This is a genomic window from Candidatus Rokuibacteriota bacterium (assembly GCA_030647435.1).
GTDB lineage: Bacteria > Methylomirabilota > Methylomirabilia > Rokubacteriales > CSP1-6 > AR37.
Window position 1 is genome coordinate 1 of record JAUSJX010000036.1, and the last position, 26,997, is coordinate 26,997.

General features: G+C 68.6%; 31 protein-coding genes and 1 pseudogene. 10 read left to right on the forward strand and 22 right to left on the reverse strand.

Annotated features, from left to right (window positions below):
• Nucleotides 1–281: 281 nt before the first annotated feature.
• From Q7W02_06820 to Q7W02_06865, 10 genes are all read right to left on the reverse strand, one after another.
• Nucleotides 282–857, reverse strand: coding sequence for a MaoC family dehydratase (locus Q7W02_06820; protein ID MDO8475901.1), 576 nt, complete (start codon nt 855–857; stop codon nt 282–284).
• Complete coding sequence (locus tag Q7W02_06825; GenBank protein ID MDO8475902.1) at nt 854–1,378, reverse strand: poly(R)-hydroxyalkanoic acid synthase subunit PhaE; 525 nt, start codon at nt 1,376–1,378, stop codon at nt 854–856. Before Q7W02_06825 ends, Q7W02_06820 begins: the two co-directional genes overlap by 4 nt.
• Before the next feature lie 14 nt (nt 1,379–1,392).
• Nucleotides 1,393–2,493 (reverse strand): alpha/beta fold hydrolase, encoded by a 1,101-nt coding sequence (locus Q7W02_06830; GenBank protein ID MDO8475903.1) that lies wholly within the window; start codon nt 2,491–2,493, stop codon nt 1,393–1,395.
• 119 nt (nt 2,494–2,612) lie between these two features.
• Nucleotides 2,613–3,905 (reverse strand): CoA transferase, encoded by a 1,293-nt coding sequence (locus Q7W02_06835; GenBank protein MDO8475904.1) that lies wholly within the window; start codon nt 3,903–3,905, stop codon nt 2,613–2,615.
• Nucleotides 3,902–5,215 carry a CoA transferase gene (locus Q7W02_06840; protein MDO8475905.1) on the reverse strand — a complete coding sequence of 438 codons (1,314 nt, stop codon included), beginning with the start codon at nt 5,213–5,215 and terminating at the stop codon, nt 3,902–3,904. The genes Q7W02_06835 and Q7W02_06840 overlap by 4 nt, the downstream gene beginning before the upstream one ends.
• 108 nt (nt 5,216–5,323) lie before the next feature.
• Complete coding sequence (locus tag Q7W02_06845; GenBank protein MDO8475906.1) at nt 5,324–5,644, reverse strand: SCP2 sterol-binding domain-containing protein; 321 nt, start codon at nt 5,642–5,644, stop codon at nt 5,324–5,326.
• A 54-nt stretch (nt 5,645–5,698) separates the two neighbouring features.
• On the reverse strand, nt 5,699–6,448 hold the full coding sequence (locus tag Q7W02_06850; GenBank protein ID MDO8475907.1) for an SDR family oxidoreductase: 750 nt from the start codon (nt 6,446–6,448) through the stop codon (nt 5,699–5,701).
• 2 nt (nt 6,449–6,450) lie between these two features.
• Nucleotides 6,451–7,224 carry an enoyl-CoA hydratase-related protein gene (locus tag Q7W02_06855; protein ID MDO8475908.1) on the reverse strand — a complete coding sequence of 258 codons (774 nt, stop codon included), beginning with the start codon at nt 7,222–7,224 and terminating at the stop codon, nt 6,451–6,453.
• Nucleotides 7,225–7,234: 10 nt separating this feature from the next.
• Complete coding sequence (locus Q7W02_06860; GenBank protein ID MDO8475909.1) at nt 7,235–7,822, reverse strand: TetR/AcrR family transcriptional regulator; 588 nt, start codon at nt 7,820–7,822, stop codon at nt 7,235–7,237.
• Between the two features lie 96 nt (nt 7,823–7,918).
• Nucleotides 7,919–8,593, reverse strand: a complete 675-nt coding sequence (locus Q7W02_06865) for a PilZ domain-containing protein (protein ID MDO8475910.1) — start codon at nt 8,591–8,593, stop codon at nt 7,919–7,921.
• Nucleotides 8,594–8,782: 189 nt separating this feature from the next.
• Between Q7W02_06865 and Q7W02_06870 the strand changes: the two genes are divergently transcribed.
• From Q7W02_06870 to Q7W02_06910, 9 genes are all read left to right on the forward strand, one after another.
• Nucleotides 8,783–10,012, forward strand: coding sequence for an ABC transporter substrate-binding protein (locus Q7W02_06870; protein ID MDO8475911.1), 1,230 nt, complete (start codon nt 8,783–8,785; stop codon nt 10,010–10,012).
• Between the two features lie 66 nt (nt 10,013–10,078).
• Complete coding sequence (locus Q7W02_06875) at nt 10,079–10,987, forward strand: branched-chain amino acid ABC transporter permease (protein ID MDO8475912.1); 909 nt, start codon at nt 10,079–10,081, stop codon at nt 10,985–10,987.
• Nucleotides 10,984–11,934: a branched-chain amino acid ABC transporter permease gene (locus Q7W02_06880; protein MDO8475913.1), complete on the forward strand. Its 951-nt coding sequence runs from the start codon at nt 10,984–10,986 to the stop codon at nt 11,932–11,934. Before Q7W02_06875 ends, Q7W02_06880 begins: the two co-directional genes overlap by 4 nt.
• 10 nt (nt 11,935–11,944) lie before the next feature.
• Entirely contained in the window at nt 11,945–12,661 is a 717-nt protein-coding gene (locus Q7W02_06885) for an ABC transporter ATP-binding protein (protein MDO8475914.1), read from the forward strand.
• A gap of 4 nt (nt 12,662–12,665) precedes the next feature.
• Nucleotides 12,666–13,367 (forward strand): ABC transporter ATP-binding protein, encoded by a 702-nt coding sequence (locus Q7W02_06890; GenBank protein MDO8475915.1) that lies wholly within the window; start codon nt 12,666–12,668, stop codon nt 13,365–13,367.
• Nucleotides 13,368–13,377: 10 nt separating this feature from the next.
• Nucleotides 13,378–14,172, forward strand: a complete 795-nt coding sequence (locus Q7W02_06895; protein ID MDO8475916.1) for an aminopeptidase P family N-terminal domain-containing protein — start codon at nt 13,378–13,380, stop codon at nt 14,170–14,172.
• Nucleotides 14,097–14,540 (forward strand): M24 family metallopeptidase, encoded by a 444-nt coding sequence (locus tag Q7W02_06900; protein MDO8475917.1) that lies wholly within the window; start codon nt 14,097–14,099, stop codon nt 14,538–14,540. The genes Q7W02_06895 and Q7W02_06900 overlap by 76 nt, the downstream gene beginning before the upstream one ends.
• Before the next feature lies 1 nt (nt 14,541).
• On the forward strand, nt 14,542–15,519 hold the full coding sequence (locus Q7W02_06905; GenBank protein MDO8475918.1) for an LLM class flavin-dependent oxidoreductase: 978 nt from the start codon (nt 14,542–14,544) through the stop codon (nt 15,517–15,519).
• 196 nt (nt 15,520–15,715) lie between these two features.
• Nucleotides 15,716–16,651, forward strand: a complete 936-nt coding sequence (locus Q7W02_06910; GenBank protein MDO8475919.1) for a TIGR03619 family F420-dependent LLM class oxidoreductase — start codon at nt 15,716–15,718, stop codon at nt 16,649–16,651.
• Nucleotides 16,652–16,664: 13 nt separating this feature from the next.
• Here the strand turns inward: Q7W02_06910 and Q7W02_06915 are convergent, their stop codons facing one another.
• Entirely contained in the window at nt 16,665–17,633 is a 969-nt protein-coding gene (locus tag Q7W02_06915; protein ID MDO8475920.1) for a threonine/serine dehydratase, read from the reverse strand.
• Nucleotides 17,634–17,681: 48 nt separating this feature from the next.
• Between Q7W02_06915 and sppA the strand changes: the two genes are divergently transcribed.
• Nucleotides 17,682–18,644 (forward strand): signal peptide peptidase SppA, encoded by a 963-nt coding sequence (sppA, locus tag Q7W02_06920; protein MDO8475921.1) that lies wholly within the window; start codon nt 17,682–17,684, stop codon nt 18,642–18,644.
• Between the two features lie 31 nt (nt 18,645–18,675).
• On the opposite strand, the gene Q7W02_06925 is transcribed toward sppA, so the two are convergent.
• From Q7W02_06925 to Q7W02_06975, 11 genes and pseudogenes are all read right to left on the reverse strand, one after another.
• Nucleotides 18,676–19,152, reverse strand: a complete 477-nt coding sequence (locus Q7W02_06925) for a cytochrome c (GenBank protein MDO8475922.1) — start codon at nt 19,150–19,152, stop codon at nt 18,676–18,678.
• Nucleotides 19,153–19,186: 34 nt separating this feature from the next.
• Nucleotides 19,187–20,053 carry a cytochrome c gene (locus Q7W02_06930; protein ID MDO8475923.1) on the reverse strand — a complete coding sequence of 289 codons (867 nt, stop codon included), beginning with the start codon at nt 20,051–20,053 and terminating at the stop codon, nt 19,187–19,189.
• Between the two features lie 50 nt (nt 20,054–20,103).
• Entirely contained in the window at nt 20,104–20,787 is a 684-nt protein-coding gene (locus Q7W02_06935; protein ID MDO8475924.1) for a FecR domain-containing protein, read from the reverse strand.
• A gap of 77 nt (nt 20,788–20,864) precedes the next feature.
• On the reverse strand, nt 20,865–21,647 hold the full coding sequence (locus Q7W02_06940; protein ID MDO8475925.1) for an enoyl-CoA hydratase-related protein: 783 nt from the start codon (nt 21,645–21,647) through the stop codon (nt 20,865–20,867).
• The gene (locus Q7W02_06945) at nt 21,644–22,243 is read right to left on the reverse strand and encodes a CoA pyrophosphatase (protein ID MDO8475926.1); all 600 of its coding nucleotides are present in this window, start codon (nt 22,241–22,243) and stop codon (nt 21,644–21,646) included. The genes Q7W02_06940 and Q7W02_06945 overlap by 4 nt, the downstream gene beginning before the upstream one ends.
• Nucleotide 22,244: 1 nt before the next feature.
• A complete protein-coding gene (locus Q7W02_06950) occupies nt 22,245–23,069 on the reverse strand; it encodes an enoyl-CoA hydratase-related protein (GenBank protein MDO8475927.1) in 825 nt (274 codons plus the stop codon).
• A gap of 38 nt (nt 23,070–23,107) precedes the next feature.
• Nucleotides 23,108–23,884: a fumarylacetoacetate hydrolase family protein gene (locus Q7W02_06955; GenBank protein ID MDO8475928.1), complete on the reverse strand. Its 777-nt coding sequence runs from the start codon at nt 23,882–23,884 to the stop codon at nt 23,108–23,110.
• Between the two features lie 28 nt (nt 23,885–23,912).
• On the reverse strand, nt 23,913–24,692 hold the full coding sequence (locus Q7W02_06960) for a Sir2 family NAD-dependent protein deacetylase (protein ID MDO8475929.1): 780 nt from the start codon (nt 24,690–24,692) through the stop codon (nt 23,913–23,915).
• Nucleotides 24,689–25,033 carry a hypothetical protein gene (locus Q7W02_06965; protein MDO8475930.1) on the reverse strand — a complete coding sequence of 115 codons (345 nt, stop codon included), beginning with the start codon at nt 25,031–25,033 and terminating at the stop codon, nt 24,689–24,691. Before Q7W02_06965 ends, Q7W02_06960 begins: the two co-directional genes overlap by 4 nt.
• Before the next feature lie 81 nt (nt 25,034–25,114).
• Nucleotides 25,115–26,302: an acetyl-CoA acetyltransferase gene (locus Q7W02_06970; GenBank protein MDO8475931.1), complete on the reverse strand. Its 1,188-nt coding sequence runs from the start codon at nt 26,300–26,302 to the stop codon at nt 25,115–25,117.
• 160 nt (nt 26,303–26,462) lie between these two features.
• Nucleotides 26,463–26,759 (reverse strand): annotated as a pseudogene (locus Q7W02_06975) (ABC transporter ATP-binding protein).
• Between the last annotated feature and the right edge of the window lie 238 nt (nt 26,760–26,997).

Sequence of the window (26,997 nt, forward strand, 5' to 3'; positions counted from 1 at the left end):
CGAGGAATCGGGGCCAGCACGCCGCCGTCGCCACGCTCCACACACCCTCTGCTCGCCCCCGGTGCGGCGGGCCAGCACGTCGCTCGCCACATGACGAAACGCCGCCCAGCGTGATGCGCCGATTCATTCACAACCTCTGAGTGGATCCCGCAGGCGAGGAGCCCGGCGAGGCGAGGGCTGAGATAGAGGTTCGAGCTGAGACGGGGTCCGCAATTCGAGCTGAGCGGCGTAGCCGCGAGGCGAGAGCTGAGTGGATCCCGCAGGCGTGGCCGTTCGAGCGGTCAGCGGCGCTCGGCTCCGCCCGCCCCCGCCATGGCGGAGAGGGCCGAGAGGCCCATCATCCCCAGCACGGCAGTGCCCTGGGCGGCCCAGGCCCACGGCCCGAGCGTCCAGAGCGAGACGAGCCCCGTCCCCGTCTGGGGCCGGACGTACTCCACGCTGGTCTTCGACGGCATCACCAGCGCCTCGCCGGTCAACACCTCTTCCCCGCGCTGGTTACTGCACACGGTCTTCAGACGGATCCGGTTGCGCTCGCGCAGAACCTCGAGCACCTCCACCCGCGCCGTGATGACGTCACCGAAGAACACGGGCTTGAGGAACTTGAGCTCCTGGGAGAGATAGATGGCCCCGGGCCCGGGCAGCCGGGTCCCGATCACACCGGAGATGAGCCCCGCTGTCCAGATGCCCGGGGCGATGGGCTCCTTGAACATGGTCGTCGCCGCGTAGTCGCGGTCCCCGTGCACCGGATTGTAGTCGCCGACCGCGTCCACGAACGAGGCGATGTCGCCGTCGTCCACGCGCCGAACGATCTGCGCGATGTCCCCGACCCGGACGTCCCCGATCGTGATCCCGATCATTCACGCTCCTTCTTGGAAGCGGCGGCCGCAGTATCGAGCCGCGCGAGTACCGCATCGATGCGATCCTCCACGCCTTCGATCTTCTCCTCGAGACCCGCGATCTGCTTGGCGAGCCCGATGACCTGGGTGCGGGACGGCAGGCCGAGTGTCGCGAGACCGGTCTCGACCTGCTGCTCGGCCGCCTTCTTCACCGGCGCCGAGACGGAGAGAAAGCCCTCGAGCTGCTTGCCCATGGCCTGGGCGAAGTTCTCCGTGCCCATCGACTGCTCGAGGACCTTCGACCACGCCGCGATCCACTGGTCGAGGAACTGCTTCCACTGCGTCATGAGGTCGGGCGACACCGTCCCCTGCGTCATGACCTTGGACCAGGCCTGCATGCCCTGATCCATGAACGGCCGCCAGAACGCCTGGGGATCGACGGGCTGCCCCTGCCCCGCCATCTTGAGCCAGGCCTGCGTGCCCTCGTCCACCTGCTTCTTCCAGAGATCGAAGAGCTGCTGGGTGCCCGTGTTGTCAGCCATGATCCGCCTCCTTACTACGACCGCGCCGCGAGCCAGCTGGAGACCTTCGGCCAGCAGTGCACGGAGGCGCCGCGTCCTGCGATGAGCGAGATGTGCCCGCCCGGGAGCTCGACGTACTCCTTGTCCGTGCTGGAGACCACCTGGATGAGCGGCCGGACGCAGCCCGGAGGAGCGATATTGTCCTCCTTGGCGCCCACGGCCAGGACCGGACAGCGGATGCTCTCGAGCCTGACCGGTTTTCCGGCCATCGTCAGCTCGCCCCTGATCAGCCGGTTCTGCTGGTAGTAGTCCTTGACCCACTGCCGGAAGAATTCACCGGGGAATGGCAGGTACTCGCTCGCCCACTTGTTGAGCGCGTTGAACCCGGAGACGTACTCGGGGTTCCAGAGGTTCCACCACAGGTTGAGATTGGCCGAGAGGTCCATGGTGGGCTTGAGGAGCTTGAAGCCCATCTTGACCATGTCGGCCGGGATGGCGCCCAGCGTGTCCACGAAGCGATCGACGTCGAAGTAGCGGGCGTCGAGCCAGAGCCCGAAGAGCCCCACTTGGCTGAAGTCGATGGGCCCGGCCATGTCGACGTAGTTCTTCAGCGGGAACTCGGGCGTGCTGCCGAGCCACGAGAGCGAGAGCGGCGCCCCCATGCAGTAGCCCAGCACCGACATCTCGCGCGCTCCGGAGCTCTCGAGTGCCTTGCGCGCCAGCCGCGGCAGGATCCTGGTCACCGCGTGCTCGAGCGTCAGGTCGTTGTCCTCGGGTCCGAAGACGCCCCAGTCCACGAGGTAGAAGTCGAAGCCCTGCTCGGTCATGTGCTCGATGAACGAGCCCTTGTGCATGAGATCGAAGATGTACGGGCGGCTGATGCCGAGGTTGGGTACGAAGAGGAGCGGGGTTCTCACCGTGCGCTTGGAGGCGTACCGCCAGAGGCGCGACTTGCCTGTGCGGTAGATCTGCTCGCGCGGAGTGGGCCCGACCTCGGGCTCCTTCGGGCTCATCACCATCTCGCTGAAGTGCTTCATGCGCAGCGTGTTCCTGCGCATCTCCTCCTGCCAGCGGGCCAGCTGCTCGGGCGACATGGCCGGCATCTCGGGGGTCATCGTGAACAGTTCGTCTTTCATCCGCTCCTCATTCTCGGTGACTTCTACGGGCTCGGTGACTTCTACGGATGTGGAGTGACCGGCTCAACCGATATGCTACGCCGGGGTAACGCTCCGCGTCAACAAAATCGCGCGCCCAGTCAGACAATGCCCTCGCGGGCCAGCTCGGCCAGACGGCGGGGGCCGTAGCCGAAGTACTTCTGGAGCACATGGCCGGTGTGATAGCCGGCCGGACGGCAGGGCCACTTGAGCCGGGGCGGCGTCCGCGTCATCCGCCAGGCGGGCATCTGCAAGAGCAATTCGCCGTAGACCGGGTCCGTCACGCGCTTGAAGCAGCCCCGTTCCCACCAGTGAGCCTCGGTGAGCGTGCGAGTGGGCAGGTTCATCGGCCCGAAGACCACGATGCCGGGACCGGGGTCGGCCAGCACCTTGTCCAGGATTTCGTCCGCCGTAAACTGCGCTGACCACGCGACGATCTCATCGCGCAGCGCAATCTCGTTCTCGAGCGTCGTTCGCTGGATGGTCGTGCTGAAGCGCGGATCCTTCGCCAGCTCGGGCCGACCCATGACGCGGCAGAGGGCACCGAAGTTGGGATCGGTGTAGCCGGCGATGAAGGCCCAGCCGCCCTTGACAGGGACGAACGTGTACGGAAAGACGGCCAGCTCGTAGAGCCCGGTCCGCCCGCGCACGTGCCCCGAGACCGCGTGGAGGAGCGTCGTGTACTCGAGGTAGCGCATCAGCGCCTCGGCGCCGCTCACATCTATCATCTGGCCTCGTCCCGACGTCTCGCGCCAATGGAGCGCGCCCAGCGCGCCGATGCCCGCCCACGCGGCCTGTGCATAGGCGCTGATCCACGAGCCGACCCTCGTGGGCGCCGCCTCCGGATCCCCCGTGATGTGGATCAGCCCCGAGAGCGCCTGGTCGGTCAGGTCGTACTCCGGCGGCTGGTCCTTGGCGAGCGGACCAAACTGCCCGTAGGCGGAGCACGCGACATAGACGAGGCGCGGGTTGACCCGCGAGAGCTGTCGATAGCCCAGCCCCAGCCCGTCGAGATAGCCCGGCGCAAAGCCCTCGACCAGGACGTCGGCGCGCTCGGCCAGGCCCCTGAGAATCTTCCTGCCTTCCTTCTTCTCGAGGTCGAGCGTCATGTGGTAGCGGTTGCGGGCCTCGGCGAGGAACGCGAGGCCTTCGCCGTTGACCGACGCGTCGGCCGGCCACCACCGGCGAGCGGGATCGCCGCCGGGCGGCTCGACCTTGATGACCTCGGCGCCGAGCTCGCCCAGATAGGTCGCGGTCAGGAGCGCCCCGTAGTGACCCTGGGAGAGATCGAGCACGAGAAGATCGTCGACCGCTTCGGGCTTGTCGGCCACGCGGGCGGGATCCTCCGCCGCCTGGATCCACTCCTCCCACGGGATGCGCGGCTCGGGGCTCACGCGAGCCTCCCCTCGCCCGCCCACCTTTCGGGCGGCGCGGCGCCGCGCTCGCCCTCAGCCCACTGGCCCACGGCGCCCGCGGCCTCGAGTAGGCGGATCTTCGCGTCGTCCAGCCCCAGGATGCGCTTGAAGACGAACTCGTTGTGGAAGCCCACGGGCTTGCCCGCCCACTTGATCCGCGCGGGCGTGGCCGAGAGCTTGGGCGCAGGTCCCGTCTCCACCATGGGGCCGTAGACGGGATCGTCGTGTTCCCATACCGTGCGGCGCGCGCGGAGATGAGCGCTCTCGGCGTGGTCGGCCGCGGTCATGACGGGCGCGGCCGCGACGCCCGCCTTCCGCGCCCGGCGCTCGATGGCGTGCCGCTTCTTTCCGGCGCACCAGGCGCCGAGGAGCGTGTCGAGCGCGCGCGCATTGCTCCGCTCGCGGCGGCTCTCGCGCGAGGCGAAGCGCGCCTCGCGCGAGAGGGTGGGCTTGCCGATCAGCCGGCACAGGGCCTGGAACTCGCGGTCGGTGCCGGCGACGAGCGCAATCCACCCGTCCGCACACCGATACACGCCGGAAGGCGAGAAAACGTGGTCGCCGTTGCCGACCTTCTCGCGGTCTTTCCCCGTCAGCCCGGCGTAGAGCCAGGTCCAATCCATGGCGCGCACCAGCCCCTCGCACTGCGCCATCTCGACGAACTGGCCTTCACCGGTGCGGTCGCGCCATCTGAGCGCGGCGAGCGCGCCAAGGGCGGACATCGACGCGCCGAACCAATCGCCGAGATAGTTGCCGATCTTGGTCGGCGTCTCGCCGAGGCCGGTGATGGCCGTGAGCCCCGAGACCGCCTGCGCGAGCCCGTCGTAGGAGGCGCGTCCGCGCGAGAACGGTCCCCACTGGCCGAAGCCCGTGTTGGCGACGTAGATCAGCCGCGGGTTGACCTCCCGGAGCTGGCGGTAGCCGATGCCGAACTTCTCCTCGAGCGTGCCCGCCTTGAAGTTCTCGATGACGATGTCCGAGCGCGCCGCGAGCTGGCGGATCAGCTCCTGCCCCTCGGGCTTGTGCATGTCGACGCCCACGTGGTACTTGGAATGGTTCGCGCAGAAGAAGGCGACGGAGACGTTCTTCCAGAAGAAGGACGCGCTGCCGAGGATGCGCGTGACGTCTCCCTGCCCGGGTATCTCGACCTTGATGACCTCCGCGCCGAGCTCGCCCAGGAAGTCGGCCGTCGCGGGCCGAAGTAGATGACGGAGAGGTCGAGGACGCGGATGCCGCGGAGGGCTTCGGGCTTCTCGTGGATGCGGGTGGGGTCGAAGAGCTTCGCCGCCCACTCGAAATAATCCTTCGGGATCGACACGTTCAGTCCCCACCACCCCTCACCCTCTCAGCCCTCGCCTGGGGGCGAGGGCTGAGAGGGTGAGGGGGAGACGGCGGGCTCGCTAGGCCTGGAAGAGGCTGCCGAGCTTCATGGCCAGCCCCATGTCGCCCTTGAGCTTGAGCTTGCCCGACATGAAGGCCATCTGCCCGTTGAGCTTTCCGCCGATCATGTCGAGCCAGTCCGGCGACGCCATGGTGACGGTCAGGTCCGCCGCCGCGGCCGGGCCCGAGCTGACGGTGCAGGTGCCGTCCTTGATGACCGCGTGCCAGGTGCCGCCGCCGTCACCGCTGATCTCGTACTGTATGGTCTTGTTGACCCCCGCGGCATTGGCGGCCTTAAACTTGGAGGGCATCAGATCGAAGGTCTCTTTCACTGTCGGCATACAAGCCTCCTTGTGATCCGCGTTAGAAGGTGAACCGCTCCATACTGAAGTGAACTAGAAGGTGAACAGGTCCATCCCGCCGGTCACGGTCAGCACCGCGCCCGTGATGTAGCGCGCCCGCTCCGAGCACAGGAACGCTATCGCGCTCGCGACGTCCTCCGGCTGTCCTTCCGCCTGCAGGGCCACGCGCTTGACCATACGCTCGTACATGGGCGACAGGTTGGCGTTCGGCCCGATGATGCCGGGGGCGATGACGTTGGAGGTGATGTTGTAGCGGGCGCCCTCGAGCGCCACCGACTTGGCGAAGCCCACGAGCCCCATCTTCCCCGTCGAGTACGCGGTCTGGCCGAAGCCGCCCATCAGGCCGGCGATGGACGCCATGCAGATGATGCGCCCCCACTTGCGCTCCCGCATGCCGGAGAACACCGCCTTGGTCACGTTGTAGGTGCCCGTGAGGTTGACCTGGAGATTGAGGTCCCAGTCGCTGTCCTGCATGTCCTTGAGCTGGCCGAGGGTGTAGATGATGCCCGCGTTGTTGACGCAGATGTCGACGGGGCCGACCTCGCTCTGCGCCTTGCCGATCACGTCGGCGAGCTGAGGGCGGTTCGTGATGTCCGCCTCGTAACCGCGGGCCACGCCGCCCTTGGAGGATATCTCCTTGGCCGTCTCGACGGCGCCCTCGGCGTTCAGGTCGAGCACGACGACCTTGCAGCCCTCGGCGGCCAGCGCGAGACAGTCGGCCTTGCCCAGGCTCCGCGCGCCGCCGGTGACGAGCGCCACGCGTCCCTTGATGCCGAGATCCATCGCTACTTGCCCTTGAACTGGGCCGGGCGCTTCTGGAAGAAGGCCTGGATGCCCTCGCCCGCGTCCTCGGTCTTGAGCACCTTCTCGAAGGCGCGCACCTCGATCTCGAGGGCCTGGTCGATGGGCGCGGGATAACCGTCATCTACTGCTTCAATGATGAGCCGCGTGGCGACGGGCGGCCGCTTGGCGATCTCCCGCGCCAGCGCCTTGGCGTCGTTGAGCGTCTCCCCCTCCTTGGACAGGCGGTTGACGAGGCCGATGCGGTAGCACTCCTGGGCGGGGATCTGGGTGCCGAGGATCAGGTGCTCGAGCGCCAGGCCCCGGCCGACGAGCCGCGGGAAGCGCTGGGTACCGCCGTAGCCCGGGATGATGCCGAGGTTCGACTCGGTCTGCCCCATGCGGGCCGTGTCCTTGAGGATGCGGATATGGCAGGCCATGGAGATCTCGCATCCTCCGCCGAGCGCGTGCCCGTTGATGGCCGCGATGACAGGCTTGGGGAAGCGCTCGATGCGCCGCAGCACGGAATTGCCGAAGCGGATGAAGGACGTCACGTCCGGACCGGAGAAAGCCGAGCCCAGGTCGGCGCCGGCGCAGAAGATCTTGTCCCCCGCACCCGTGATGATGAGGCACTTCACGGCGGCGTCGGACTCGATCTCGGACAGCGCGGCGTTCAGCTCCCTCATCAGCGCCTCGCTGATGGCGTTGGCGGGCGGGCGGTTGAGGGTCAGGACCGCGAAACCTTCCTCGCGGCCCAGGATCATGGTTTCGTACGGCATCGACGGTCTCCTATGAGGTGGGGGCGGCGACGCCCTGAAGGAAAATCTCGGCGACGGCGTCGGCCGTGTCCACGAGCTGGTAGCCGCGCTTGCCGAGCACCCAGGATGTCGCCATCTGGTCCATGGCCCCGAACAGCATCTTCGTGGCGACCTTGACGGGCAGATCGGAACGGAAGCGTCGCTCGGCCACGCCTTCCTCGAGCACGGAGCCGATCAGGGCGAAGTAGGCGCCGATCTCCTGGCTGGAGGCGCCGCGGAAGAACTTCTGCCCCTGGCGCAGCTCCACCTGCAGGACCTCGGCAAGATCGGGGTTCTCCTCTAGCATGCGGAAGTGCAGCGACACGAGCCGGCGAACCTTGCTGGCGGCGTCGGGCTCGCCGGCGATGGCTTTTCGCAGCGCGCCGACGAACTCGGCCATCTTGTCGCGGAAGAGCGTGACCAGGATATCGTCCTTGGTCCTGAAGTAGAGGTAGATCGTGCCCGCTGCGATGCCGGCCTCGCGGGCGATGTCGGACACGCGCGAGTTGTAGTAACCCTTGCGGGCGAAGACCCGCACGGCGGCCTCGATGATCTGCTGCGGCTTGTCTGGGTTACGCATGGCGGCTGACTGAACCGTCGTTCATTCTAAGTGCGGACACCGGGCCAGTCAATCCGGTTCTCGGAAGCCCTGCGGCGATCAGGCGCGCCGCGCGGATCAGCTGCGATGAACGAGAAGCGAGTCGATGTAAGAGCGCAGCCGGACGAAGTCGTGGACGGCGAGGTTCGCGAAGACCAGCACGGCGCCGCGGGCATCCACCTCCCACACGACCGCCTTGATGCGCATGGGGCCCTGATTGTCCTTGGGCGTGAGCTTGACGGCGACCATGTCCCCCGGCGTCAGCCGCTCGTCGGTCGCGACGCGCGCGCCCACGGCCGAGAGGTCCACGGTGCGCCCCTCCGTGGTGCCCGCGTGCCCTTCGATCTGCACCGGCAGCTCGATCCCCACGCGCTCGGCCCGTCGCCGGAGGTCCCAGGTGGGCACGAAGGCCTTGACGCGATCCGCCGTGCCGACTGGCAGCTTGCCGAAGTCCACGCCGATCCCTCCCGGGTCGCGCCGGACGACCTCCGCCGAGATCTCGAGCTCGCCCCCATCGCGCGGCAAGGTCACGCGGAGCTTGACGGCCTCTCCCACGGCAACGTCCGAGTTGACGCGAAGCTTCATGCCCGAGAGGCTCACGTCGATGACATCGCCGGTCACCAGGCGACCGTCGGAATCTTCCACGATGGCCGGCCACGGCACGGTCACCCGCGGGTTGCGCCTGCGCTCCCGGCCCGTCAGGGCCTCTTCGTTGACCTCGGGTCCCGGCCCCGGTCCGATCGGGGAACTCATAAGATACTAACTTGACTGGCTTCGGCTCCTCTGTCAAGCGCGGTGGAGACCCCCGCCTTGACCCCCCTGCCCGTCATTGACACTGCCGGCCGGGCCGCGTAGTCTGATGGCTCTTTCCGACTGCGCATGGCAACGCGGGCTGGTCGAGCGAAGGGGTGCGGTCGTCACCGAAGGACGAAGGAGGACACCATGAAGCGATTCACGGCTGTCGCGGGGACGGTACTCTCGTGTCTCCTGATCCTATGGAGCGCGCTCCCGCTCCCGGTCCCGGCCCAGCAGGAGACGATCAAGATCGGCGTCATCTACGGACTCGGCGGCGCCGCCGCCCCCTACACGAAGCCGGCCATCACCGGCCATGAGATCGCGGTGGACGAGATCAATGCCAAGGGCGGTTTGCTGGGGCGCAAGCTCCAGCTCGTGATCCGCGACGATCAGTCCAAGCCCGACGTGGGTGTCCGCGAGGCGCGCGAGCTGATCCTCAAGGAGAAGGTGGACTTCCTCATGGGCGTCATTCACAGCGGGGTGGCCCTGGGGATCTCGGAGGTGGCCAAGGAGTACAAGAAAATCTACCTCAACACTATCGCGAAGACCGCCGCGCTCACCGAGGAAAAGGGGCACCGGTACGTCTTCCGGTCGGCGTCCAACACCGTGATCGAGGGGCGGGCCGCGGCGATCCTGATGGCGAACCAGCCGTTCAAGCGCTACGCGGTCATCGGCCCCGACTACGAGTACGGGCACCGGATGGTCGACGACTTCATCAGCTACCTCAAGATGCTCAAGCCCGGCGTCCAGGTCGTCGGCGAGGCCTGGCCCAAGTTCGGCGAGCGCGACTTCACCGCCCACGTCAACGCGCTCCTCCAGGCCAAGCCCGAGATGGTCTACTCCTCGCTGTGGGGCGGCGACGCCATCGCCTTCGTCAAGCAGGCCAAGCCCTACGGCTTCTTCACGAAGACCGAGTACATGAACATCGCGGCGGCCGACCTGGACGTCGTCGTGCCGCTGGGGGCGGAGACGCCCGAGGGCATCTGGGGCTCGTCGAACTACGCCTTCTACTACCCGGACACGCCGGCCAACCGCGAGTTCGTCGCCAAGTACAAGGCGAAGGCCAACGACCTGCCGCCGGCGGGCGCCTTCTTCGGCTACGTGGGAACGTACTTCCTCGCCGAGGCGATCCGCAAGGCCAAGAGCGCGGATACCGAGAAGGTAATCGACGCCCTCGAGGGCCTGACGATCGAGACGCCCATCGGGCCGCTCACCATGCGGGCCTACGACCACCAGGCCACCAAGGGCCAGTACTGGGGCCGGCTCAAGCGGGTGCCGGAGTTCCCGTTCCCCATCATGGGCGACGTGCAGCTCATCGGCGGCGAGAAGACGCTCCGGCCCGTGGACGAGATCAAGGCACTGCGGGGCGCCAAGTAAGGCCCCGCCCACCATGTGATCGCCTGGGCCCGCGGAGGACGGCCCGTCCTCCGCGGGCCATCGTTCATGCCTGACCTGAGCGCCCTCGCGGATCCCGGCTTTCTCGCCGTGCAGTGTCTCAACGGCCTCACCCAGGCCATGTTCCTGTTCCTCATCGCCTCGGGGCTCTCGCTCATCTTCGGCGTGCTCGGCGTCCTCAACTTCGCCCACGGATCGCTCTACATGCTGGGCGCCTACCTGAGCTACACCATCGCCTCCTGGTTCGTGGGCTCTCCCGCCGCCTTCTGGGTCGCGCTGATCCTGGGCTCGATCGGGGTCGCCCTCGTCGGCGGGATCATCGAATCCGTCTTCCTCCGGCCGGTGTACCGGCGCGAGGAGCTGGACCAGCTCCTCGTGACCTACGCCCTGGTGCTCATCATCAGCGACCTGGTCAAGCTCGCGTGGGGAGCGGAGAACCGCTCGGGCTCCCGTCCCGCGCTGCTCGCGGGGTCGGTGGTCATCGCCGGGCGGGACTTCCCGACCTACAACCTCTTCGTCCTCGCCGTCGGGCCGCTGGTGGCCCTCGGCCTCTGGCTCCTGCTGCGCAGGACGCAGTTCGGCCGCCTCGTCCGCGCCGCCGCCAATGACCGGGAGATGGTGGGCGTGGTCGGGGTCAACGTCACGGGCCTGTTCACCGGCGTCTTCATGCTGGGCGCCTGGCTCGGCGGGCTCGGGGGGGGACTGGCTGCGCCCATCGGGGCGATCTTCCCCGGGATGGACGTGGAGATCATCGTCGAATCCTTCATCGTCGTGGTGGTAGGCGGGATGGGCAGCCTGGGTGGGACGCTCCTGGGCGCGCTCATCATCGGCCAGCTCAACGCGTTCGGCATCCTCTTCTTCCCGCGCTTCGCCATCGTGTTCGTCTACATCCTGATGGCGGTCGTCCTCGTGATCCGTCCCTGGGGCCTGCTCGGCCGACCCGTGACGCGGGGGTGAGCGCGGCGATGGAGCGCCGGTGGGTCGTTCGGGCGGTGGCGGGAGCCGCGCTGCTCGCGGTGCCACTCGCGCTGCCGCAGTTCTACCTGCTCCTGTCCGTCGAGATCCTGATCATGGGGCTGTTCGCCATCGGCTTCAATGTATTGCTGGGCTATGCCGGCATGGTCTCGTTCGGGCACGCGGCCTTCTTCGGCGTGGGCGCCTACACCTGCGGGCTCCTGCTCAAGAAGACGGAGGCGCCATTCGTCGTGGCCTTCCTGGCCGCCCCCGTCGTCGCCGTGGTCGTGGCCGCGGTCATCGGCTACTTCTGCGTGCGCCTCACGCGCATCTACTTTTCCATGCTCACGCTGGCCTTCTCGCAGATCGTGTGGGCCACCGCGCACAAGTGGTACAGCCTGACGGGAGGCGACAACGGGCTCGTCGGCGTCCCCGTTCCTGCCTGGCTCATCGGTCCGCGGACCTTCTACGGCTTCGTCGCCGGCGTCAGCGTTATCGTGGTCGCCGTGCTCTGGCGCATCATGCAGGCTCCGTTCGGCCGCACCCTGCTCGCCATCCGGGAGAACGCCGAGCGGGCCGAGTTCGTCGGGATCAACGTCAAGCGCTCCCAGCTCACGGCCTTCGCGCTGTCGGGCGCCGTGTCCGGGCTCGCCGGCGGGATGTTTGCCCTGTTCACCCGCGGCGCCTTCCCGGAGTACGCGTTCTGGACCAAGTCCGCCGAGGTGCTCCTCATGACGCTCCTCGGCGGGCCGCACGTCTTCCTGGGGCCGGCCCTGGGCGCGGGGATCCTCATCGTCCTCAACTCGGTGGTGACGTCGTACACGGAATACTGGCCCATCGTGTTGGGCATCATTCTTCTCGCGCTGATCTACGTGTTCCCCGGGGGCGTGACGCGGATCTTTCTGGGATGGCGAGGCACGGGCAGGCCGGCGGGGCCGACCCGTGCTTGAGGTTTGCGGGGTGGCCAAGGCCTTCGGCGGCTTCCAGGCCCTGGTCGGAGTGAGCCTGCGTGTGGAGCCCGGGGAGATCGCGGCGATCATCGGCCCCAACGGGGCGGGAAAGAGCACGCTCTTCAACGTGATCACCGGGCACCTGGCCCCCGACGCCGGCCGCATCAATTTCAAGGGCCGCGACATCACCGGGCGGCCGCCGCACGCGATCTGCCGGCTGGGCCTGGCGCGGTCCTTCCAGCGCACCAACATCTTCCCGCGCCTGTCCGTGTTCGAGAACGTCCAGGTGGCCATCCTCTCCCACGAAGGCCGGGCGCAGGAGATGTGGAGCCGCGCGCGCGACCTCGGGCGGGAGCGCACCATGGCCATCCTCGAGGACGTGGGCCTGGCCGGACGAGCGGCAGAGGCGAGCGGGAGCCTCTCCTACGGGGACCAGAAGCAGCTCGAGCTGGGGATCGCGCTGGCGCTGGAGCCGGAGATGCTCCTGCTGGACGAGCCCACGGCGGGCATGTCGCCCCAGGAGACCCGGAGCAGCATGGCGCTGGTCGCGCGGATCGCGCGAGACCGGAGGCTCACCCTGCTGTTCACCGAGCACGACATGGGCGTGGTCTTCAGCGTCGCCCAGAGGATCCGGGTGCTCCACCAGGGACGGATCATCGCCGAGGGCGCGCCGGACGAGGTGCGGCGCAACGACGAGGTCAAGCGCGTGTACCTCGGGATGCGCTGACCCGATGATCCTCGAGGCGCGCGATCTCTACACGGCCTACGAATTGAGCCAGGTGCTCTTTGGCGTCACCGTCACCGTGGACGCCGGGCAGGCGGTGTGCCTGCTCGGGCGGAACGGGGTCGGCAAGACGACCACGCTCCGGAGCCTGATCGGCCTGACCCCGCCCCGGGCCGGACACGTCGTCTTCGACGGGATGGACATCACCGGCTGGGCCCCGTACCGCGTGGCGCGGCAGGGAATCGCGTTCGTACCCCAGGAGCGGCGGCTGTTCGGGGACCTCTCGGTGCGGGAAAATCTGGAGGTCGCCCGCCGGGAGGCCCGCGGCGCTTCGGCGTGGGGCGTGGAACGCGTGTACGCGACCTTCCCCATTCTCGAGCAGCTCGACGCGCGCCGGGCCGGATACCTGTCGGGCGGCGAGCAGCAGATGCTCGCCATCGGGCGCGCCCTGATGGGCAATCCACGATTGCTCATCCTGGACGAGCCGTCGGAAGGCCTGGCCCCCCTGGTGGTGGACGCCCTCCGCGAGCAGATTCGCGCGCTGAAGGCCGGCGGCATGACCATCCTGATGGCGGAGCAGAACCTGACTCTCGCGCTGGCGCTCAGCGAGCGGGTCTACATCCTGGACAAGGGCCACGTCCGCTTCGCGGGGACGGTGGCCGAGTTCGAGGCTGACAAGACGCTCCGCGACGAGTACCTCGCGGTCTGAGGAGGCATCCGTGCAGGTCCACATCGACTTCCCCAAGCGCGTCCGGACGCTCCAGGCAGAGCTGGCTCGACAGGGCATCGACGTCCTCGTCGGCACGCGGCTCAAGACCATCACCCACGTCTCCGGCGCCTTCGTCCCGTGGCGCAGCGCCGTGGTGATCCCCGCCGACGGGGAGGCGCAGCTCTTCACCGTCTCCATGGACGCCGTGCGCGTGGCCGAGGAGGGGTGGCTCAAGAACGTGGTTGCCTACGCCCGCGTGCGGCTGATGGAGATGGTGGTGCGGCGGCTCGGCGAGCTCCGCCTCCACGCGGGCCGGATCGGATTCGAGGGCGGCTACTCGTGGTACCTGCCCGAGGGCAACATCACCCTGGAGGAATACCGCATCCTGGAGCGTGGCTGCCCACGGGCGGAGTTCGTGAATCTCACGCCGGTGACCGACCGGCTCATGCTCATCAAGGAGCCCGAGCAGGTGCAGCTGATGCGCCAGGCCACCGCCATGTGCGACACCGCCCAGGAAGCCCTGCGGAGCGAGGTGCGGCTCGGCATGACGGAGACCGCGATCGCCGGCATCGCGGAGCGCGTGCTGCGCGACTGCGGCAGCGAGTTCGCGTGGACCTTCACCGGGGGCCAGGAGATCGCCTCCGGGACCGCACGTGGACGGGCGCCTGCACGCCGGCCACCCGCAAGCTCGTGCAGCGGGGCGAGTTCCTGCTGCTGGACATCCACGGGATGTACGCGCTCATGCTGGGCGACGTCTCCCACAACGCGGTGCTGGGCCCGCCCACCGCAGAGCAGCGGCGCGTGATCGACGCCTACGTGCGAACTTGCACGTTCCTGCTGGAGGCCATGAAGCCGGGTCGCACCATCGGCGCCGTTGCCGTCGAGGCACGGCGGTTCGTCGATGAAAACGGATGGGGCGGGATGATCCGGGGGTTCGGCCACGGCATCGGCCACTTCGGCAACGAGTGGTACCCTTCGTTCACCGACGTCTACATGCCCTACGTGAGCGAGCCGGACTTCGTGATGCAGCCGAACTTCCTCGAGATCATGGCGCTGACCTGCAACCTGCCCGGCGTCGGGGGCATGCGCTTCGAGCGGCCGGTGGTGGTAACCGAGAGCGGTGCGGAGTGCCTCTCGCGGACCCCCATCGAGCCGTGGATCCTGGGAACCTGACATGGACATCTCCTGCGCATTCCCGCCCGTGCCCGAGACGCCCGAGCACATCGCGCTCGCCGAGCGGCTCGGCTACCGCCGCGCGTGGGTCTACGACACGCCGGCGCTTCAGCTCGACGTGTGGGCGACCCTCGCCCGGGCCGCCGAGCGGACCCGACGCATCGAGCTGGGCCCCGGGGTCCTGATCCCGAGCCTGCGTCACGTCATGGTGACGGCGGCGGCCGTCGCCACTCTGGTGGGCCTGGCTCCGGGCCGGGTGAACGTCGGGATCGGCTCGGGCTTCACCGGCCGCATGGCCATGGGTCTGCGGCCGAACCCGTGGGCCTTCGTCGGCCAGTACGCCCGGCAGCTCGAGGCGCTCCTCGCCGGCGAGATGGTGGAGGTGGACGGCGCGCTCGCGCAGATGCTCCACGGCCCCGGCCAGGCGCCACCGCGTCCGATCCGGGTCCCCTTCATCTTCGGCACACGAGGTCCCAAGGGCGAGGCGGTGGCGCGGGAGCGGGGCGGCGGCGTCTTCAGCGTCGTCCCGACGCCGGGATTCGCCTGGTCGGCGCTCCTGACGATGGGCACCGTGCTCGAGCCCGGTGAGCGGTTCGACTCGGCCCGAGTGCTGGCGGCAGCGGGCGCGGGCGCCGCCGTGCTCCTGCATCGCGCGTACGAGTACCGGAGCGTCTCGGGCCTCGATCTGGCGAAGCTCGATGGCGGCCCCGAGTGGCGGGCCGCCATCGAGGCGGTGCCGCTCCGCGAGCGCCACTTGCGAACGCACGAGGGCCATCTCACCTATCTCAACGAGACCGACCGCCGGGTGGTGAGCGGCGAGCTGATCGAGGCCGTCACCTTCACGGGCGAGGTCTCCGCCCTCCGCGAGCGCATTGGGCAGCTTGCCGGGCGCGGCGTCACGGAGATCGCCTACCAGCCGGCGGGACCGAACATTCCACGCGAGCTCACCACGTTCGCCCGCATGGCCGGCATCGCCTGACCGAGGGAGAGGACCTCATGGAGATCGACCGTCCACTCCCCAATCCGATCACGCCCGAGGCCAAGCCCTTCTGGGCCGGCCCACCTCGCCACACTATCCATGGGGACGTTCGGAGTCAACCCGATAGGCAGAACACCGGTTTTGAGGGCGGTCGCTGCCTTGACCCATCAGATCGGGCCGCGTAGGATGCGGGCCCATGGCGATCAAATACCGGATCGGGATCATGCCGGGCCCCTGGCCACCGGGGCGGGAGAGCGGACAGTTCCTCTTTACTCTCGCGGAATTCTGCGAGAAGAGCGACATCGATTCCATCTGGCTGTCTGACCGACTCTCCTCGCCGGCTCCGGTGCCCGAGGTCATGACCTCGCTGGCCGCCATAGCCGCCCGGACCCAGAAGCTCAAGTTCGGCCCGAGCGTGCTCGTCCTGCCCTACCGCACCCCGGTCGTCGCGGCCAAGGAGATGGCCACGATCGACTGGCTGTCGCGGGGGCGCCTCTTCCCTGCGGTCGGGGTGGGTGTCGAGCTGCCGCGCGAGTTCGATGCCTCGGGCGTGCCCTTCAAGGAACGCGGCCGGAGGACCGACGAGGCGATCAAGGTCATGCGCCTGCTCTGGACACAGGACGAGGTGTGCTATGAAGGCGAGTTCTTCAAGCTAGACCGCGTCACGATCTTCCCGAAGCCGTGGCAGAATCCCCCGCCCATCTGGATCGGCGGGAAGAGCGAGGCGGCGCAAAAGCGCACGGCGCGGCTCGGCGACGGCTGGATTCCCTCGTTCATCACGCCCGAGGAGTTCCGGGTGGGCGTCCAGAAGGTGCAGGAGCTCGCCGCGGCTTCGAGCCGGCAGGTCCCCGAGGACCACTTCGGCACCCTCATCAACTACACGGTGGCCGCGAGCGAAGCCGAGGCGCTGGCCATGGCCCAGCCCTATATCCCGCGCGGTCGCGTGGATGAGACGACTATGCGCGCCTGCACCGCCTTCGGTCCCGTCGAGGTGCTGGCCTCGCGCATCGAGGAGTACGCCAAGGGCGGAGGCTCGAAGTTCATCCTGCGCCCGCTCTGCCCACCCGACCGTATGCTCACCCAGCTCGCCCTGGCCGCCGAGCACGTCATCCCCGAGTACCACCGGCGATAGCAGCCCGCCATCGCTAGCCTCGCGCCAGAATCTCAGCGAGGAGGGTGGGGTCGATATTGCCGCCCGACAGGACGACACCGACCCGGGAGCCCTTGGGCATGGGCAGCTTGCCGGTGAGGACGGCGGCGGCGGGAACGGCACCGGTGGGCTCTACAAGAATCTTGCAGCGGAGCAGCAGGAAGCACACCGCCTCTTCAATCTCCTGATCAGAGACCAGCAGCACGTCGGTGAGATTCTGCTTGTTGATCGGGAAGGTCAGCGCCCCGGGCGAGAGGTTGCGGATGCCGTCGGCGATGGTGGGCGGCGGCGCGATGGTCACGCGCTCGCCCTTCCTGAAGGAGAGATAGGTGTCGTTGGCGGTGTCCGCCTCCACGCCGTAGATCTGCATCGCCGGACGGAGCGCCTTCGCCACCGTGCTGCAGCCGGCCATGAGCCCGCCCCCGCCCACGGGCGTCAGGAGCGCGTCGAGGTCGGGGACGTCTTCCAACAACTCGAGCGCCGCCGTCCCCTGCCCCGCCATGATCGCGGGATCGTCGTAGGGCGGGACGAGGACGCGGCCCGTCTTCGCCACCAGGTCCTTGGCGCGCGCCTCGCGGTCCTCGGTCTGCCTGTCGTAGTAGACCACTTCCGCGCCGTAGCCCTTCGTGGCCGCCACCTTCAAGGCCGGCGCGTCGGTCGGCATCAGGATGATGGCCGATGCGCCGGTCAGCCTAGCGGCGAGGGCCACGCCCTGGGCGTGGTTGCCCGAGGAGAAGCCGACGACGCCGCGCGCGCGCTCCTTGGCGGTGAGCGTCAGGAGCTTGTTGAGCGCGCCGCGGATCTTGAAGGCGCCCGCCCGCTGGAGATTCTCGCACTTGAAGAAGACGGAACAGCCGCACGCTTCGTCGAACGAGCGGCTCGTGATGACGGGAGTGCGGTGAATGCGTCCCTTGAGGCGGGCCGCCGCGGCGCGCACGTCCTCGATGCCGATCGCGCTCTTCATGTGACACCGATTATAGAGCAGCGCCGAAGGGCGAGGTATACTTCGCGCATGCGAACTCTTGCCGCCTTCGCGGTTTCCATCCTTCTGCTCCAGGGCTGCTCCCTCCTCACCATCGATCTCCAGCCGCGCATCCAGCCGCTCGAGGAGGAGACCGTCGAGGGCAAGGGCAAAGCCAAGATCCTCCTGATGGACGTCTCGGGCGTGCTCTCCGACGAGACGGGCGGCCTGGTCTTGGGCTCACCGCCGCCGCGCGTCCCGATCGTGGCGCGGGTGCGCGAGGAGCTTCAGAAGGCCGAGGAGGACGACAACGTCAAGGCGCTGATCGTGCGCATCAACAGCCCGGGCGGCACCATCACGGCGTCCGACCTCATCTATCGCGAGATCGACACCTTCAAGACCCGACGCAAGATCCCGGTGATCGCGGTGACGATGGACGTCGCCGCCTCGGGCGGCTACTACGCCGCGCTCGCGGCGGACACCATCGTCGCCCTGCCGACGTCGGTCACGGGCAGCATCGGCGTCATCATGCTCACCGTCAACGCCAAAGGATTGATGGAGAAGATCGGCGTGGCGCCGCTCGCCATCAAGTCGGGCGAGATGAAAGACGCGGGCTCACCCTTCCGGCCCCTCACGGCCGAGGAGCGCGCGGTCTTCCAGTCGGTCATCGACCAGATGTACGGCCGCTTCGTGACCTTGATCGCCCGCTCGCGCAAGATCCCGGAGGACCGCGTCCGGACGTTCGCCGACGGGCGGATCTACACGGCCGAGCAGGCCAAGGCGCTCGGCCTCGTGGACGAGATCGGCTACATGGACGACGTCGTGAAGGTCGCGCGCAAGGCCGCGGGCGTCGAGGAAGCGCGCGTCATCATGTACCAGCGCCCGAAGGACTACCGCGCCAACTTCTACTCGGCCGCGCCCGCCCCCGTGCCGGGCCTGGAGAGCTCGCTCCAGCAGCTGACGGCGCTGGTCAGCGGCTCGGGCCCCCGCTTCCTCTACCTGTGGTGGCCCTGAGCCGCTGAGACGACCGACACGCCTCAGCGAGTCACGAGCCCGCGGGCCGCCGGAACAGGATGTGGCAGGAGTCGCAGCCGACGCGGCCGAAGTCCTTGACGATGTCGGCCACGACCCTGTCGTCCTTGGCCTTCGCGGCGTCCCGGAGCCGTTCCGACCAGATCGTCAGGTTCTTGGCCGAGGCCTCGAACTCGCTCCAGCGCTGCCAGATCTCGGGCTTAGCCCGCGACTTGCCGTTGAGGGACCCGTCAGGGAAGAGCGACGGGATCTGCAGGGCCGCGATCGCGATAACCTCGGCATTGACAGCGATGCCCTCGATGTTCCCGGTCTTGAACTTGCTCCGGATCTCGCCCAGCTGCTCCTCCTGCACGCGCCCCAGGCGCTGCCGGTCGAAGATCAGGTCGCCTGTGCCGATCATGCGCTGGGACCCAACGACGCAGCCGGCGGCCGTGACGGCCACCAAGGCGGCAAGGAGGATGTTGCGGAGCCGTACGCCTCCTCCCCTCATCTCGCCTCCTCGACGTTGGACATCTCCTGCCCGGCTACTCAATCTTGTTCGTCACCGCCGGGATGCTCTTGAGATACCGCGCGATCGCCTGGAGATCCGCCTTCGTCATGTCCTTGAACCCCGCCAGCGTGCCCTGGATCCCCTCCTCCATGAGACCGCCGGCGACGTCCCCGTCGGGCCGCTTCCCCGTGCCGAGGTACGTCGCGATCTGCTCCTCGGTCCAGTCGCCGAGGCCGGTCGTCTGGTCCGGCGTGATGTTGGGCGTCGCCTGGCCCTCGGGCCCGGTCTTCTTGGGATTGCCCGCGAGGAAGCGCGAGTTGTCCACCGCCATCGTCATGGCCGATCGCGGCGTGTGACACTCGCCGCAGTGGCCGACGGCGCGCACGAGGTACTCGCCGCGCGCGACACCCGCGGCGGGCGCGGCGGGCGGAGGCGTCTCGGTCGCCGCGAACGCCATGAGCCAGGCGGGAAGGAACACGCTCTCGAACATCGGCACCGCGATCTTCTTCGGCGTGTTGGGCCGGTTGACAGGCTGGACGGTGCGGAGAAAGGCCACCAGCGCACCCAGGTCCTCCTCGGCCATGCCGTTGAACGATGTGAAGGGGTGCACCGGCAGGATGCGCTCGCCGTTGGGACGGCGGCCGAGCCGAATCGCCGTGATGATCTGCTCGTCCGTCCAGCCTCCGATGCCGGCCTTGTTGTCGGGCGTGATGTTGGTCGAGTACACGGTGCCGAAGGGCCCGTCGTATTTCCTGCCGCCCGCGTTGGCGGCTCCCTTGGGCTCGGTGTGGCAGCCGCAGCCGCCGGTGGCGCCGAAGATGTACTTGCCGCGGGCGATCTCGGCTGGCGACGCCGCAAGCGCAGGGCTGGCGGCGTACAGGAGCACGGCGATCGCGATCATCCCCATGGCCATACTGCAAACGCCCACCGCCCTGAAGACGTTCCCACCTCTCACCGCACCGGCGCCTTGCCGCCGTAGGCGACGTAGTCCTGCTCCTCGTTCCACAGCACCCACAACCCCTCTCCCTCCTCCTTGGTGATCTTGCGGTTTTCGGGAGGCGGTCCCAGGGCGGGCACCAGCACTTCCTGCAGCTCCGGGAGGCGAAGCTCCCACGTGGCCGCGGAGCTCGAGCCGCGGACCACGGCCAGGCCGTGGTAGGTACGCACGATCACCGATCCGTCCCGGTTGAGGCGGAAGCCCACGCCGCCCTCGCGCACGGCGACGCGGGCAGGCCCCGCGATCACCTCGATGGGCGCCTGGGCATGGATCCCGGGCGTGACGGCCACCCAGAGCCAGCCGCGATCGAGTCGAAGACGCACGGGCTGGGGATCGGTCCCCGCGCCGGCCGGAGCCGGGATGAACACCTGCGTCAGCGCCGCCAGGCGGATGGAGTGACCGCCGCCCGTCCGGAGTGTGGTCCTCACTGCCGGGCTGGTCCGGACGCCGTCACCCTCGCGGACCTCGTCGCGCAGCTCGGCCGTCCCCCACTTGGTGTCACCCTTCTTGAAGAGCTCGGCCTTGCCCGTCAGGGTCACGACGGTGGCCGGCAGCTCGGCGGGCTGGGCGGCGGCGGAAGCCGCCCCCATCAGGAGCGCCGCCAGGACCGCGGCCCCTCGACACACGCGCAGGATCATGATTCCTCCTTTAACTGACACCTTGGCACTAACTGACACCTTGGCACATGAGACCTGCGCACCTGACAGCGGGGCACCTAACGCCCCGTCCAGTTGGGCGCGCGCTTCTCGAAGAAGGCCTTGATGCCCTCGCGCGCATCGTCGGACAGCGCGACCAGGGTGATCATCTCACGCAGGTACCGGAGCGAGGCGCCGTACTCCATCCCCGCCACGGTCGCGGCGGCCTCCTTGGCGAGACCGAGCACCGTCGGCGAAAATCCGGCGAGCGCCCGCGCGAGCGCGTCCACGGCCGGCGACAGCTCGGCCCGCGGCACGAGGCGGCTCACCAGCCCCATCTCGTAGGCCTCGCGCGCGCTGACCTGCTCGCCCGAGAGGACCATGAGCATGCCACGCTTGCGCCCGACGCTCCGGAGGATGGGCGCCATCACGATGAGCGGCAGGAGGCCGATCTTGATCTCGGGCAGCCCGAACACCGCGTCGTCGGCGGCGACCACGATGTCGCACCCTGCGGCGAGACCGCAGCCGCCGGCCAGCGCGAAGCCGTGGACCTTGGCGATGACGGGCGTCTTCATGCGGGCCATGGCCTCGAGGATGCGCGCGAGACCGCCGAAGGACTCGCGGGCCTGGAGCGTGGTGCCTCGGTCCCCGACCCCCTTCAGGTCCGCGCCTGCGCAGAAGGCCTTGTCGCCGGCGCCGGAGAGCACAATGACGCGCGCGGCCTCATCGGCCTCGAGCGCGGCGAGGGCCTGCTCGAGCTCGCGGATCAAGGTCGCGTTCAATGCGTTGCGGACCTCGGGCCGGTTCAGGGTCACGGAAGCGACCGCGTCCTTCACGTCGACCAGGAGCGTCTCGTAGCTCACGCGGGCTCCTCACGGCCGTCCACGATGTCGAGGAACTGCTTCAGGATGCGCGCCGTCGCGCCCCAGATGACGTCCTCCACCGACACGTCGTAAAAATGCACCTGGTGCTCTTCTCCTCCGCGCTCCCAGAGCTCCGTGCGAAAGATCGCCGGGTCGCGCAGCTTCTGGAGCGGCACCTCGATCACCCGCTCGATCTCCCGGCCGTCAGGCTGGAAGGCCACGGGCCGCGTCACGATCCCGACGACGGGCGTGATGACGAACTGGGTGGCGCGCGTCTCCGTGTCGTCGAGCAGCCCCAGCACCTCGACCGCGTCGGCAGGCAGCCTGATCTCCTCCCACGCTTCCCGGAGCGCCGTCTCAACCCGGGAGCCGTCGCGCTGCTCGACGATACCCCCGGGGAAGGCGAACTGCCCCTTATGATGCGGCACGGCGGCCGATTTCTTGCTGAAGAGAATGTGAGGGCCCGCCGCCCCAGCCGGACCCGCCGTGACGGGCACGAGCACCGCGGCCGAGATCAGGTCGCTCCGGCTCGCCTCAAGCCGCGCCCGGCGTCCGAGTGCCGCGTCGAGGCGGCGCCTCAGCTCGGCGAGGTCCACCCTACCGCGCCTGGAAATTGGGCTTTCGCTTCTCCGCGAAGGCCTTCGGCCCCTCGACCGCGTCCTCGGTCCCGCGAAGCGTCCCGGACAGGAAGGCCTCGAGGCGCAGGCCGTCCGCCAGCGGCATCGTGAGGCCGCGGAGGATCGCCTCCTTCGCCGCGCGCACGGCAAGCGGCCCTTTCTCGCAGATGGTCTCGGCCCACTTGCGCGCCGTCGGCATGAGCTCCGCCGCCGGCACCACGGCGTTGATGAGCCCGGCCGCGAGCGCCTCCTCGGCGGTGAGCGTCTTCGCCATCAGGATGATCTCCATGGCCTTCGCGAGCGACACCGCGCGCGGCAACCGCTGCGTCCCGCCGGCCCCCGGGAAGATCCCCCAGCGGACTTCGGGCAGGCCGAAGCTGGCGTGCGGCGCCGAGATCCTGATGTCGCAGGCCAGCGCCTGCTCCAGGCCGCCTGCTAAGCAGTGGCCGTTGATCGCGGCGATCATGGGCTTCCAGATCTCGAGCCCGCGCGTGATGCCCCCCAGTCCCAGGCTCTCGTGGTCCCGGCGCCGCGCGCCCTTGCCGAAGGACGCCGGGATCATCTTCTTGAGGTCCGCGCCCGCGCAGAAGCTCTTCTCCCCCGCGCCGGTCAGGATGGCGACCCACGCGCCGTCGTTGTCACGGAAGCGCGTCCACGCCTCGATCAAGGCGTCCTGGGTCTCCGGGTCAATCGCATTCATGGCGTCGGGGCGGTTGATCGTGATCGTCACGATCTTGCCGGCCTGCTCGTAGAGGACGGTGGACATCTCGTTGGCCTCCGGGTGGATGCTGGGTCGTGCCGTCATGACATCACGAAGCCGCCGTCTTGTCTTTGAATCGTACGCTAGACAAATCTGCAGCCGACCGAGCCCAGCCGCGTGAAGGAAGCGCGGACGGAGTCGCCGGCCTTGGGGCGGAACACCTTGGAGATGGACCCGGTCAGCACGATATCCCCCGCCCGGAGACGGCCGCCCAGCTTGCCCAGGGCGTTGGCCAGCCAGGCGAGCGAGTTGAGCGGGTTGCCCATGACCTCTGCCGCCGCCGCGGTCGCCACTCGCTGGCCGTTCTCCTCGTACACGACGCCCTCCAGCGACAGGTCGAGCCCGCTCACCGGTGTCAGCGGCCCGCCCAGGACGATGGCATTCGCCAGGACCCCGTCGGCGACGAAATCCGTCCCGCGCGGCTTGCCCGACAGGCGGAAGTCGATCAGCTCGAAGGACGGCACGGCCCCTTCCACCGCCAGCAGGGCGGAGGCCGGCGTCACGCCCGGGCCTTCCAGAGCGGCCTTCATGACAAAGGCCATTTCCACCTCGAGCCCGAGGCTGACGAAGCGCGAGACCGGCACCGCGTCGCCGCTGCCGAAGACGCCCGAGGCCAGGAGAAAGCCCAGCACGGGCTCGCTGACGCCGTAGGTCTCCTGGAGCGCCGCGTTGGTGAAGCCCGCCTTCCAGCCGACGACGCGATCGCCGCGCTCAACGAGCCCATGCTCGAGGGCGCGCTGGATGGCGTAGCCCTGTTCCAATGTCATGTCTGGCGCCGTCTCCGACAGGGGCGGCGCGAGTTCAAGGCTCGCGCGGTTCTTGACGAGGCGCTGCGCTGCATCGCTCACGACAATCGGCATGCGAGGCTCCCGGATGGACGGTGCTGGTTCAGGTGGTGACGAGCCGGCTCGCGACCCGCTCGGCGACATCCGCGAGCACGGCGCCGGCGCTGCCTGGGAGGACGAGATCGGCTTCGGGATCCAGCGGCGTCGGCGCCCGGTTGACGATGACGAGCCGCGCGCCGGCCCGCTTGGCGTGGACGGGCATGTGGGCGGCGGGATAGACCACCAGCGATGACCCCACGACGATGAAGAGGTCCGAGGCGCGCGCCCGCCGCTCGGCCTCCTCGGTCTCCTCGCGGGGCATGGACTCGCCGAACATCACGGTGCGCGGCTTGATGACGCCACCGCAGGGCGGCTCGCAGGTCGGCACCTCCACGCCGGACTCCAGCCAGGCCTGGATCTCCGCGCGGTCATAGGGGCGCTCGCAGGCGAGGCACCGGGCGCGCGTGGCGTTGCCGTGGAGCTCGATCACGCGATCGGGCGGGAGCCCCGCGCGCTGGTGGAGATCGTCGATGTTTTGGGTGATGACGCAGTCGAGCCTGCCCAGCCGCCACAGCGTCACCAGGGCGTGATGGCCCGAGTTGGGCTCGGCGCGTCTCACGACGGGGTAGACCGTTCGGCCCAGCTCCCAGTACCGCCGCCGGCCCGCTTCCGAGCCGATGAAGTTCTGGAAGGTGAACTCGTTGGGATCGAAGCGGTCCCAGACCCCTCCCGGGCTCCGGAAGTCCGGGATGCCGGACTCCGTGCTCATCCCGGCGCCCGTGAAGACCACGGTGCGCCGCGAGCCCAGCACCCAGTCTGCGATCTGAGCGGTCGGATCAATCACGCGCGACGCTTTGCCTTCTTTTTCGTATGTTTGGATCTCTTGGCCTTTGACTTCACCTTAGGCTTGGCGGCAACGGCGGGCTTACGGCGGGCCGGCGCCGTCAGCTCATTGCGCGACCCGACACCTCCCCTGATCTTGGGTCCGGCCACGATCGCCCTGACCCACTGGTCCAGCTCCTGGGCAAGCTCCGCGTAGCAGTGCTCGCTATACGCGATGAGAGCCTGGAGCGCGGCCGGGTCCTTCCAGGGCTTGAGCACGAAGGACCCTTCGGGATCGGCGATGTCGAACGGCCCCTCGGCCGCCATCTGCATGACGATGTATCGTCGGGTCAGCTCAGTCATATGCCCTCCAGCGTGCGGCGTGAGAAAAGGCCGGGCTCGACGAGCCCGGCCCGGAACCGCGACCGGTGTCGCGGGCGCCCGTCAGGGCTGCGAGAGCACCGCCACGGCCGAAACCGCGCCGGGGCCGCCCAGGTTGTGCGCGAGCCCCATGTCGGCGCCCTGCACCTGCATCTTGCCGGCGCGCCCCAGCAGCTGGTCGTGGATGTGGTTGATCATTCGGATGCCCGACGAGCCGATGGGGTGGCCGCAGGACTTGAGACCGCCCGAGGTGTTGATGGGCAGAGAGCCGCCGAGCCGCGTCTCCCCCGCCTGCGCCGCCCGCCACCCGGTACCGGGCTCGAAGAAGCCCAGGTCCTCGTAGTTGACGATCTCGGTAATGGTGAAGCAGTCGTGGCACTCGGCGACCTTGATCTCCTTGGCCGGGTTGGTGATGCCGGCCATCTTATAGGCCGCCTTGGCCGCCTCGCGCGTCGCCCGGAACGAGGTGAAGTTCCACGACGGGTCGAACTGCGTGTTCCAGTAGCCCGCCGTGACCGCGTAGGCGATCCCGCGGATGATCGAGTAGCTGTCGGTGAACCTGGATGCGAGATCGGCGCGCGTCAGGATTGCCGCGGCGGCGCCGTCGGTGGTCGGGCAGCAGTCGAAGAGCCCGAGCGGCTCGGCGACCTTGGGCGCCTTCGCGTACATCTCGGCCGTGATCTGTTTCTGGAAATGCGCCTTGGGGTTGAGGGAGCCGTGGTAGTGGTTCTTCATCGCCACCGCCCCGAGCGCCTCTTCCCCCGCCCCGTACTCCTTGAAGTAGCGCGTCGCGACGAGCGCGAACATGCCCGGCGCGGTCCGGCCCTTGGCCAGCACGGGATGCCCCCGGTTCACGGCCTGCGCGACGAGCGAGCCGCGCGAGGGTACCTCGCGCATCTTCTCGGCTCCCACTGCGAGCACCAGGTCGTACTCGCCCGAGGCCACGGCGAGCGCGGCGTTGCGCACGGCCTCGATGCCCGTCGCGCAGTACGCCGCCACGCGCGTGACCGGGATCGGGAAGAGGTTCAGCGGGTCGGAGACGAAGGTGCCCGAGTTGCCCTCGAAGCCGTAGAGCATGGGCTCGTAGCAGCCGAGCCAGGCGGCCTGCAGCTGCCGGGACTCGATCTTGGCGTCGGCCAGGGCGAGGTTGACAGCCTCGAAGATCATGTCGGTGAGGCTCTGGTGGAAGTTCTCCCCGAACTTGATGGTGCCGGTGCCGATGATGGCGACCTTGCCGCCGAGTCCACTCATGGACTCCTCCTTTGAGTACCCTGCCCGGTAAGTACCCTGCCTGGTATAAGTAGCCCGCCTGGCCGCGAGCCGCCCTAAGCCTACCCCGGTCCCCGCGGGGGTCGCAAGTCCTCACTCGGTCGGAGAATCCGGCGCACGCGCGCCCCGAGGCCGACCGGCATCAGCCCCCCAGGTAGGCGCGGCGGACGTCGGCATTGTCGAGCAGGTCGCGGGCGGCGCCCTCGAGCGCGATGCGCCCGCTCTCCATGACGTAGGCCCGGTCGGCCATCCGCAGCGCCAGCGCCGCGTTCTGCTCCACCATCAGGACGGTCACGCCCTGCCGCCGGATCTCCGCGATGACCCGGAAGACCGTCTCGACCATGGTCGGCGCGAGCCCGAGCGACGGTTCGTCCAGCAGCAGGAGCCGCGGGGTCGACATGAGCGCGCGGGCGATGGCCAGCATCTGCTGCTCGCTGATACGGTCGCTGTGTCCGAGAACAGGCTCTATGTTCCTTCTATGCTCCCCTCGAACCTTTCTTGAGTCCGCCTCTTTCCCGGCAACGCCCCTGTGGCATAACGTAGCGCTAACCGGCGGCCCGCTTGCGGGCCGTCCGGGTTGAGCGAGGAGTTAGACGCGCGGGTCTCTCGACGAGGCGGCGGGCAACGAACTTGTGCAGTACGCTCGCGATCAATGTCTGATATGGCACGCCTTCCTC

Coding starts and splice junctions, on each gene's coding strand:
- Q7W02_06820 (MDO8475901.1), bottom strand. CDS start 857: ATGATCGGGATCACGATCGGGGACGTCCGGGTCGGGGACATCGCGCAG.
- Q7W02_06825 (MDO8475902.1), bottom strand. CDS start 1,378: ATGGCTGACAACACGGGCACCCAGCAGCTCTTCGATCTCTGGAAGAAG.
- Q7W02_06830 (MDO8475903.1), bottom strand. CDS start 2,493: ATGAAAGACGAACTGTTCACGATGACCCCCGAGATGCCGGCCATGTCG.
- Q7W02_06845 (MDO8475906.1), bottom strand. CDS start 5,644: ATGCCGACAGTGAAAGAGACCTTCGATCTGATGCCCTCCAAGTTTAAG.
- Q7W02_06850 (MDO8475907.1), bottom strand. CDS start 6,448: ATGGATCTCGGCATCAAGGGACGCGTGGCGCTCGTCACCGGCGGCGCG.
- Q7W02_06855 (MDO8475908.1), bottom strand. CDS start 7,224: ATGCCGTACGAAACCATGATCCTGGGCCGCGAGGAAGGTTTCGCGGTC.
- Q7W02_06860 (MDO8475909.1), bottom strand. CDS start 7,822: ATGCGTAACCCAGACAAGCCGCAGCAGATCATCGAGGCCGCCGTGCGG.
- Q7W02_06865 (MDO8475910.1), bottom strand. CDS start 8,593: ATGAGTTCCCCGATCGGACCGGGGCCGGGACCCGAGGTCAACGAAGAG.
- Q7W02_06870 (MDO8475911.1), top strand. CDS start 8,783: ATGAAGCGATTCACGGCTGTCGCGGGGACGGTACTCTCGTGTCTCCTG.
- Q7W02_06875 (MDO8475912.1), top strand. CDS start 10,079: ATGCCTGACCTGAGCGCCCTCGCGGATCCCGGCTTTCTCGCCGTGCAG.
- Q7W02_06890 (MDO8475915.1), top strand. CDS start 12,666: ATGATCCTCGAGGCGCGCGATCTCTACACGGCCTACGAATTGAGCCAG.
- Q7W02_06900 (MDO8475917.1), top strand. CDS start 14,097: ATGTACGCGCTCATGCTGGGCGACGTCTCCCACAACGCGGTGCTGGGC.
- Q7W02_06905 (MDO8475918.1), top strand. CDS start 14,542: ATGGACATCTCCTGCGCATTCCCGCCCGTGCCCGAGACGCCCGAGCAC.
- Q7W02_06910 (MDO8475919.1), top strand. CDS start 15,716: ATGGCGATCAAATACCGGATCGGGATCATGCCGGGCCCCTGGCCACCG.
- Q7W02_06915 (MDO8475920.1), bottom strand. CDS start 17,633: ATGAAGAGCGCGATCGGCATCGAGGACGTGCGCGCCGCGGCGGCCCGC.
- sppA (MDO8475921.1), top strand. CDS start 17,682: ATGCGAACTCTTGCCGCCTTCGCGGTTTCCATCCTTCTGCTCCAGGGC.
- Q7W02_06925 (MDO8475922.1), bottom strand. CDS start 19,152: ATGAGGGGAGGAGGCGTACGGCTCCGCAACATCCTCCTTGCCGCCTTG.
- Q7W02_06930 (MDO8475923.1), bottom strand. CDS start 20,053: ATGATCGCGATCGCCGTGCTCCTGTACGCCGCCAGCCCTGCGCTTGCG.
- Q7W02_06935 (MDO8475924.1), bottom strand. CDS start 20,787: ATGATCCTGCGCGTGTGTCGAGGGGCCGCGGTCCTGGCGGCGCTCCTG.
- Q7W02_06950 (MDO8475927.1), bottom strand. CDS start 23,069: ATGACGGCACGACCCAGCATCCACCCGGAGGCCAACGAGATGTCCACC.
- Q7W02_06955 (MDO8475928.1), bottom strand. CDS start 23,884: ATGCCGATTGTCGTGAGCGATGCAGCGCAGCGCCTCGTCAAGAACCGC.
- Q7W02_06965 (MDO8475930.1), bottom strand. CDS start 25,033: ATGACTGAGCTGACCCGACGATACATCGTCATGCAGATGGCGGCCGAG.
- Q7W02_06970 (MDO8475931.1), bottom strand. CDS start 26,302: ATGAGTGGACTCGGCGGCAAGGTCGCCATCATCGGCACCGGCACCATC.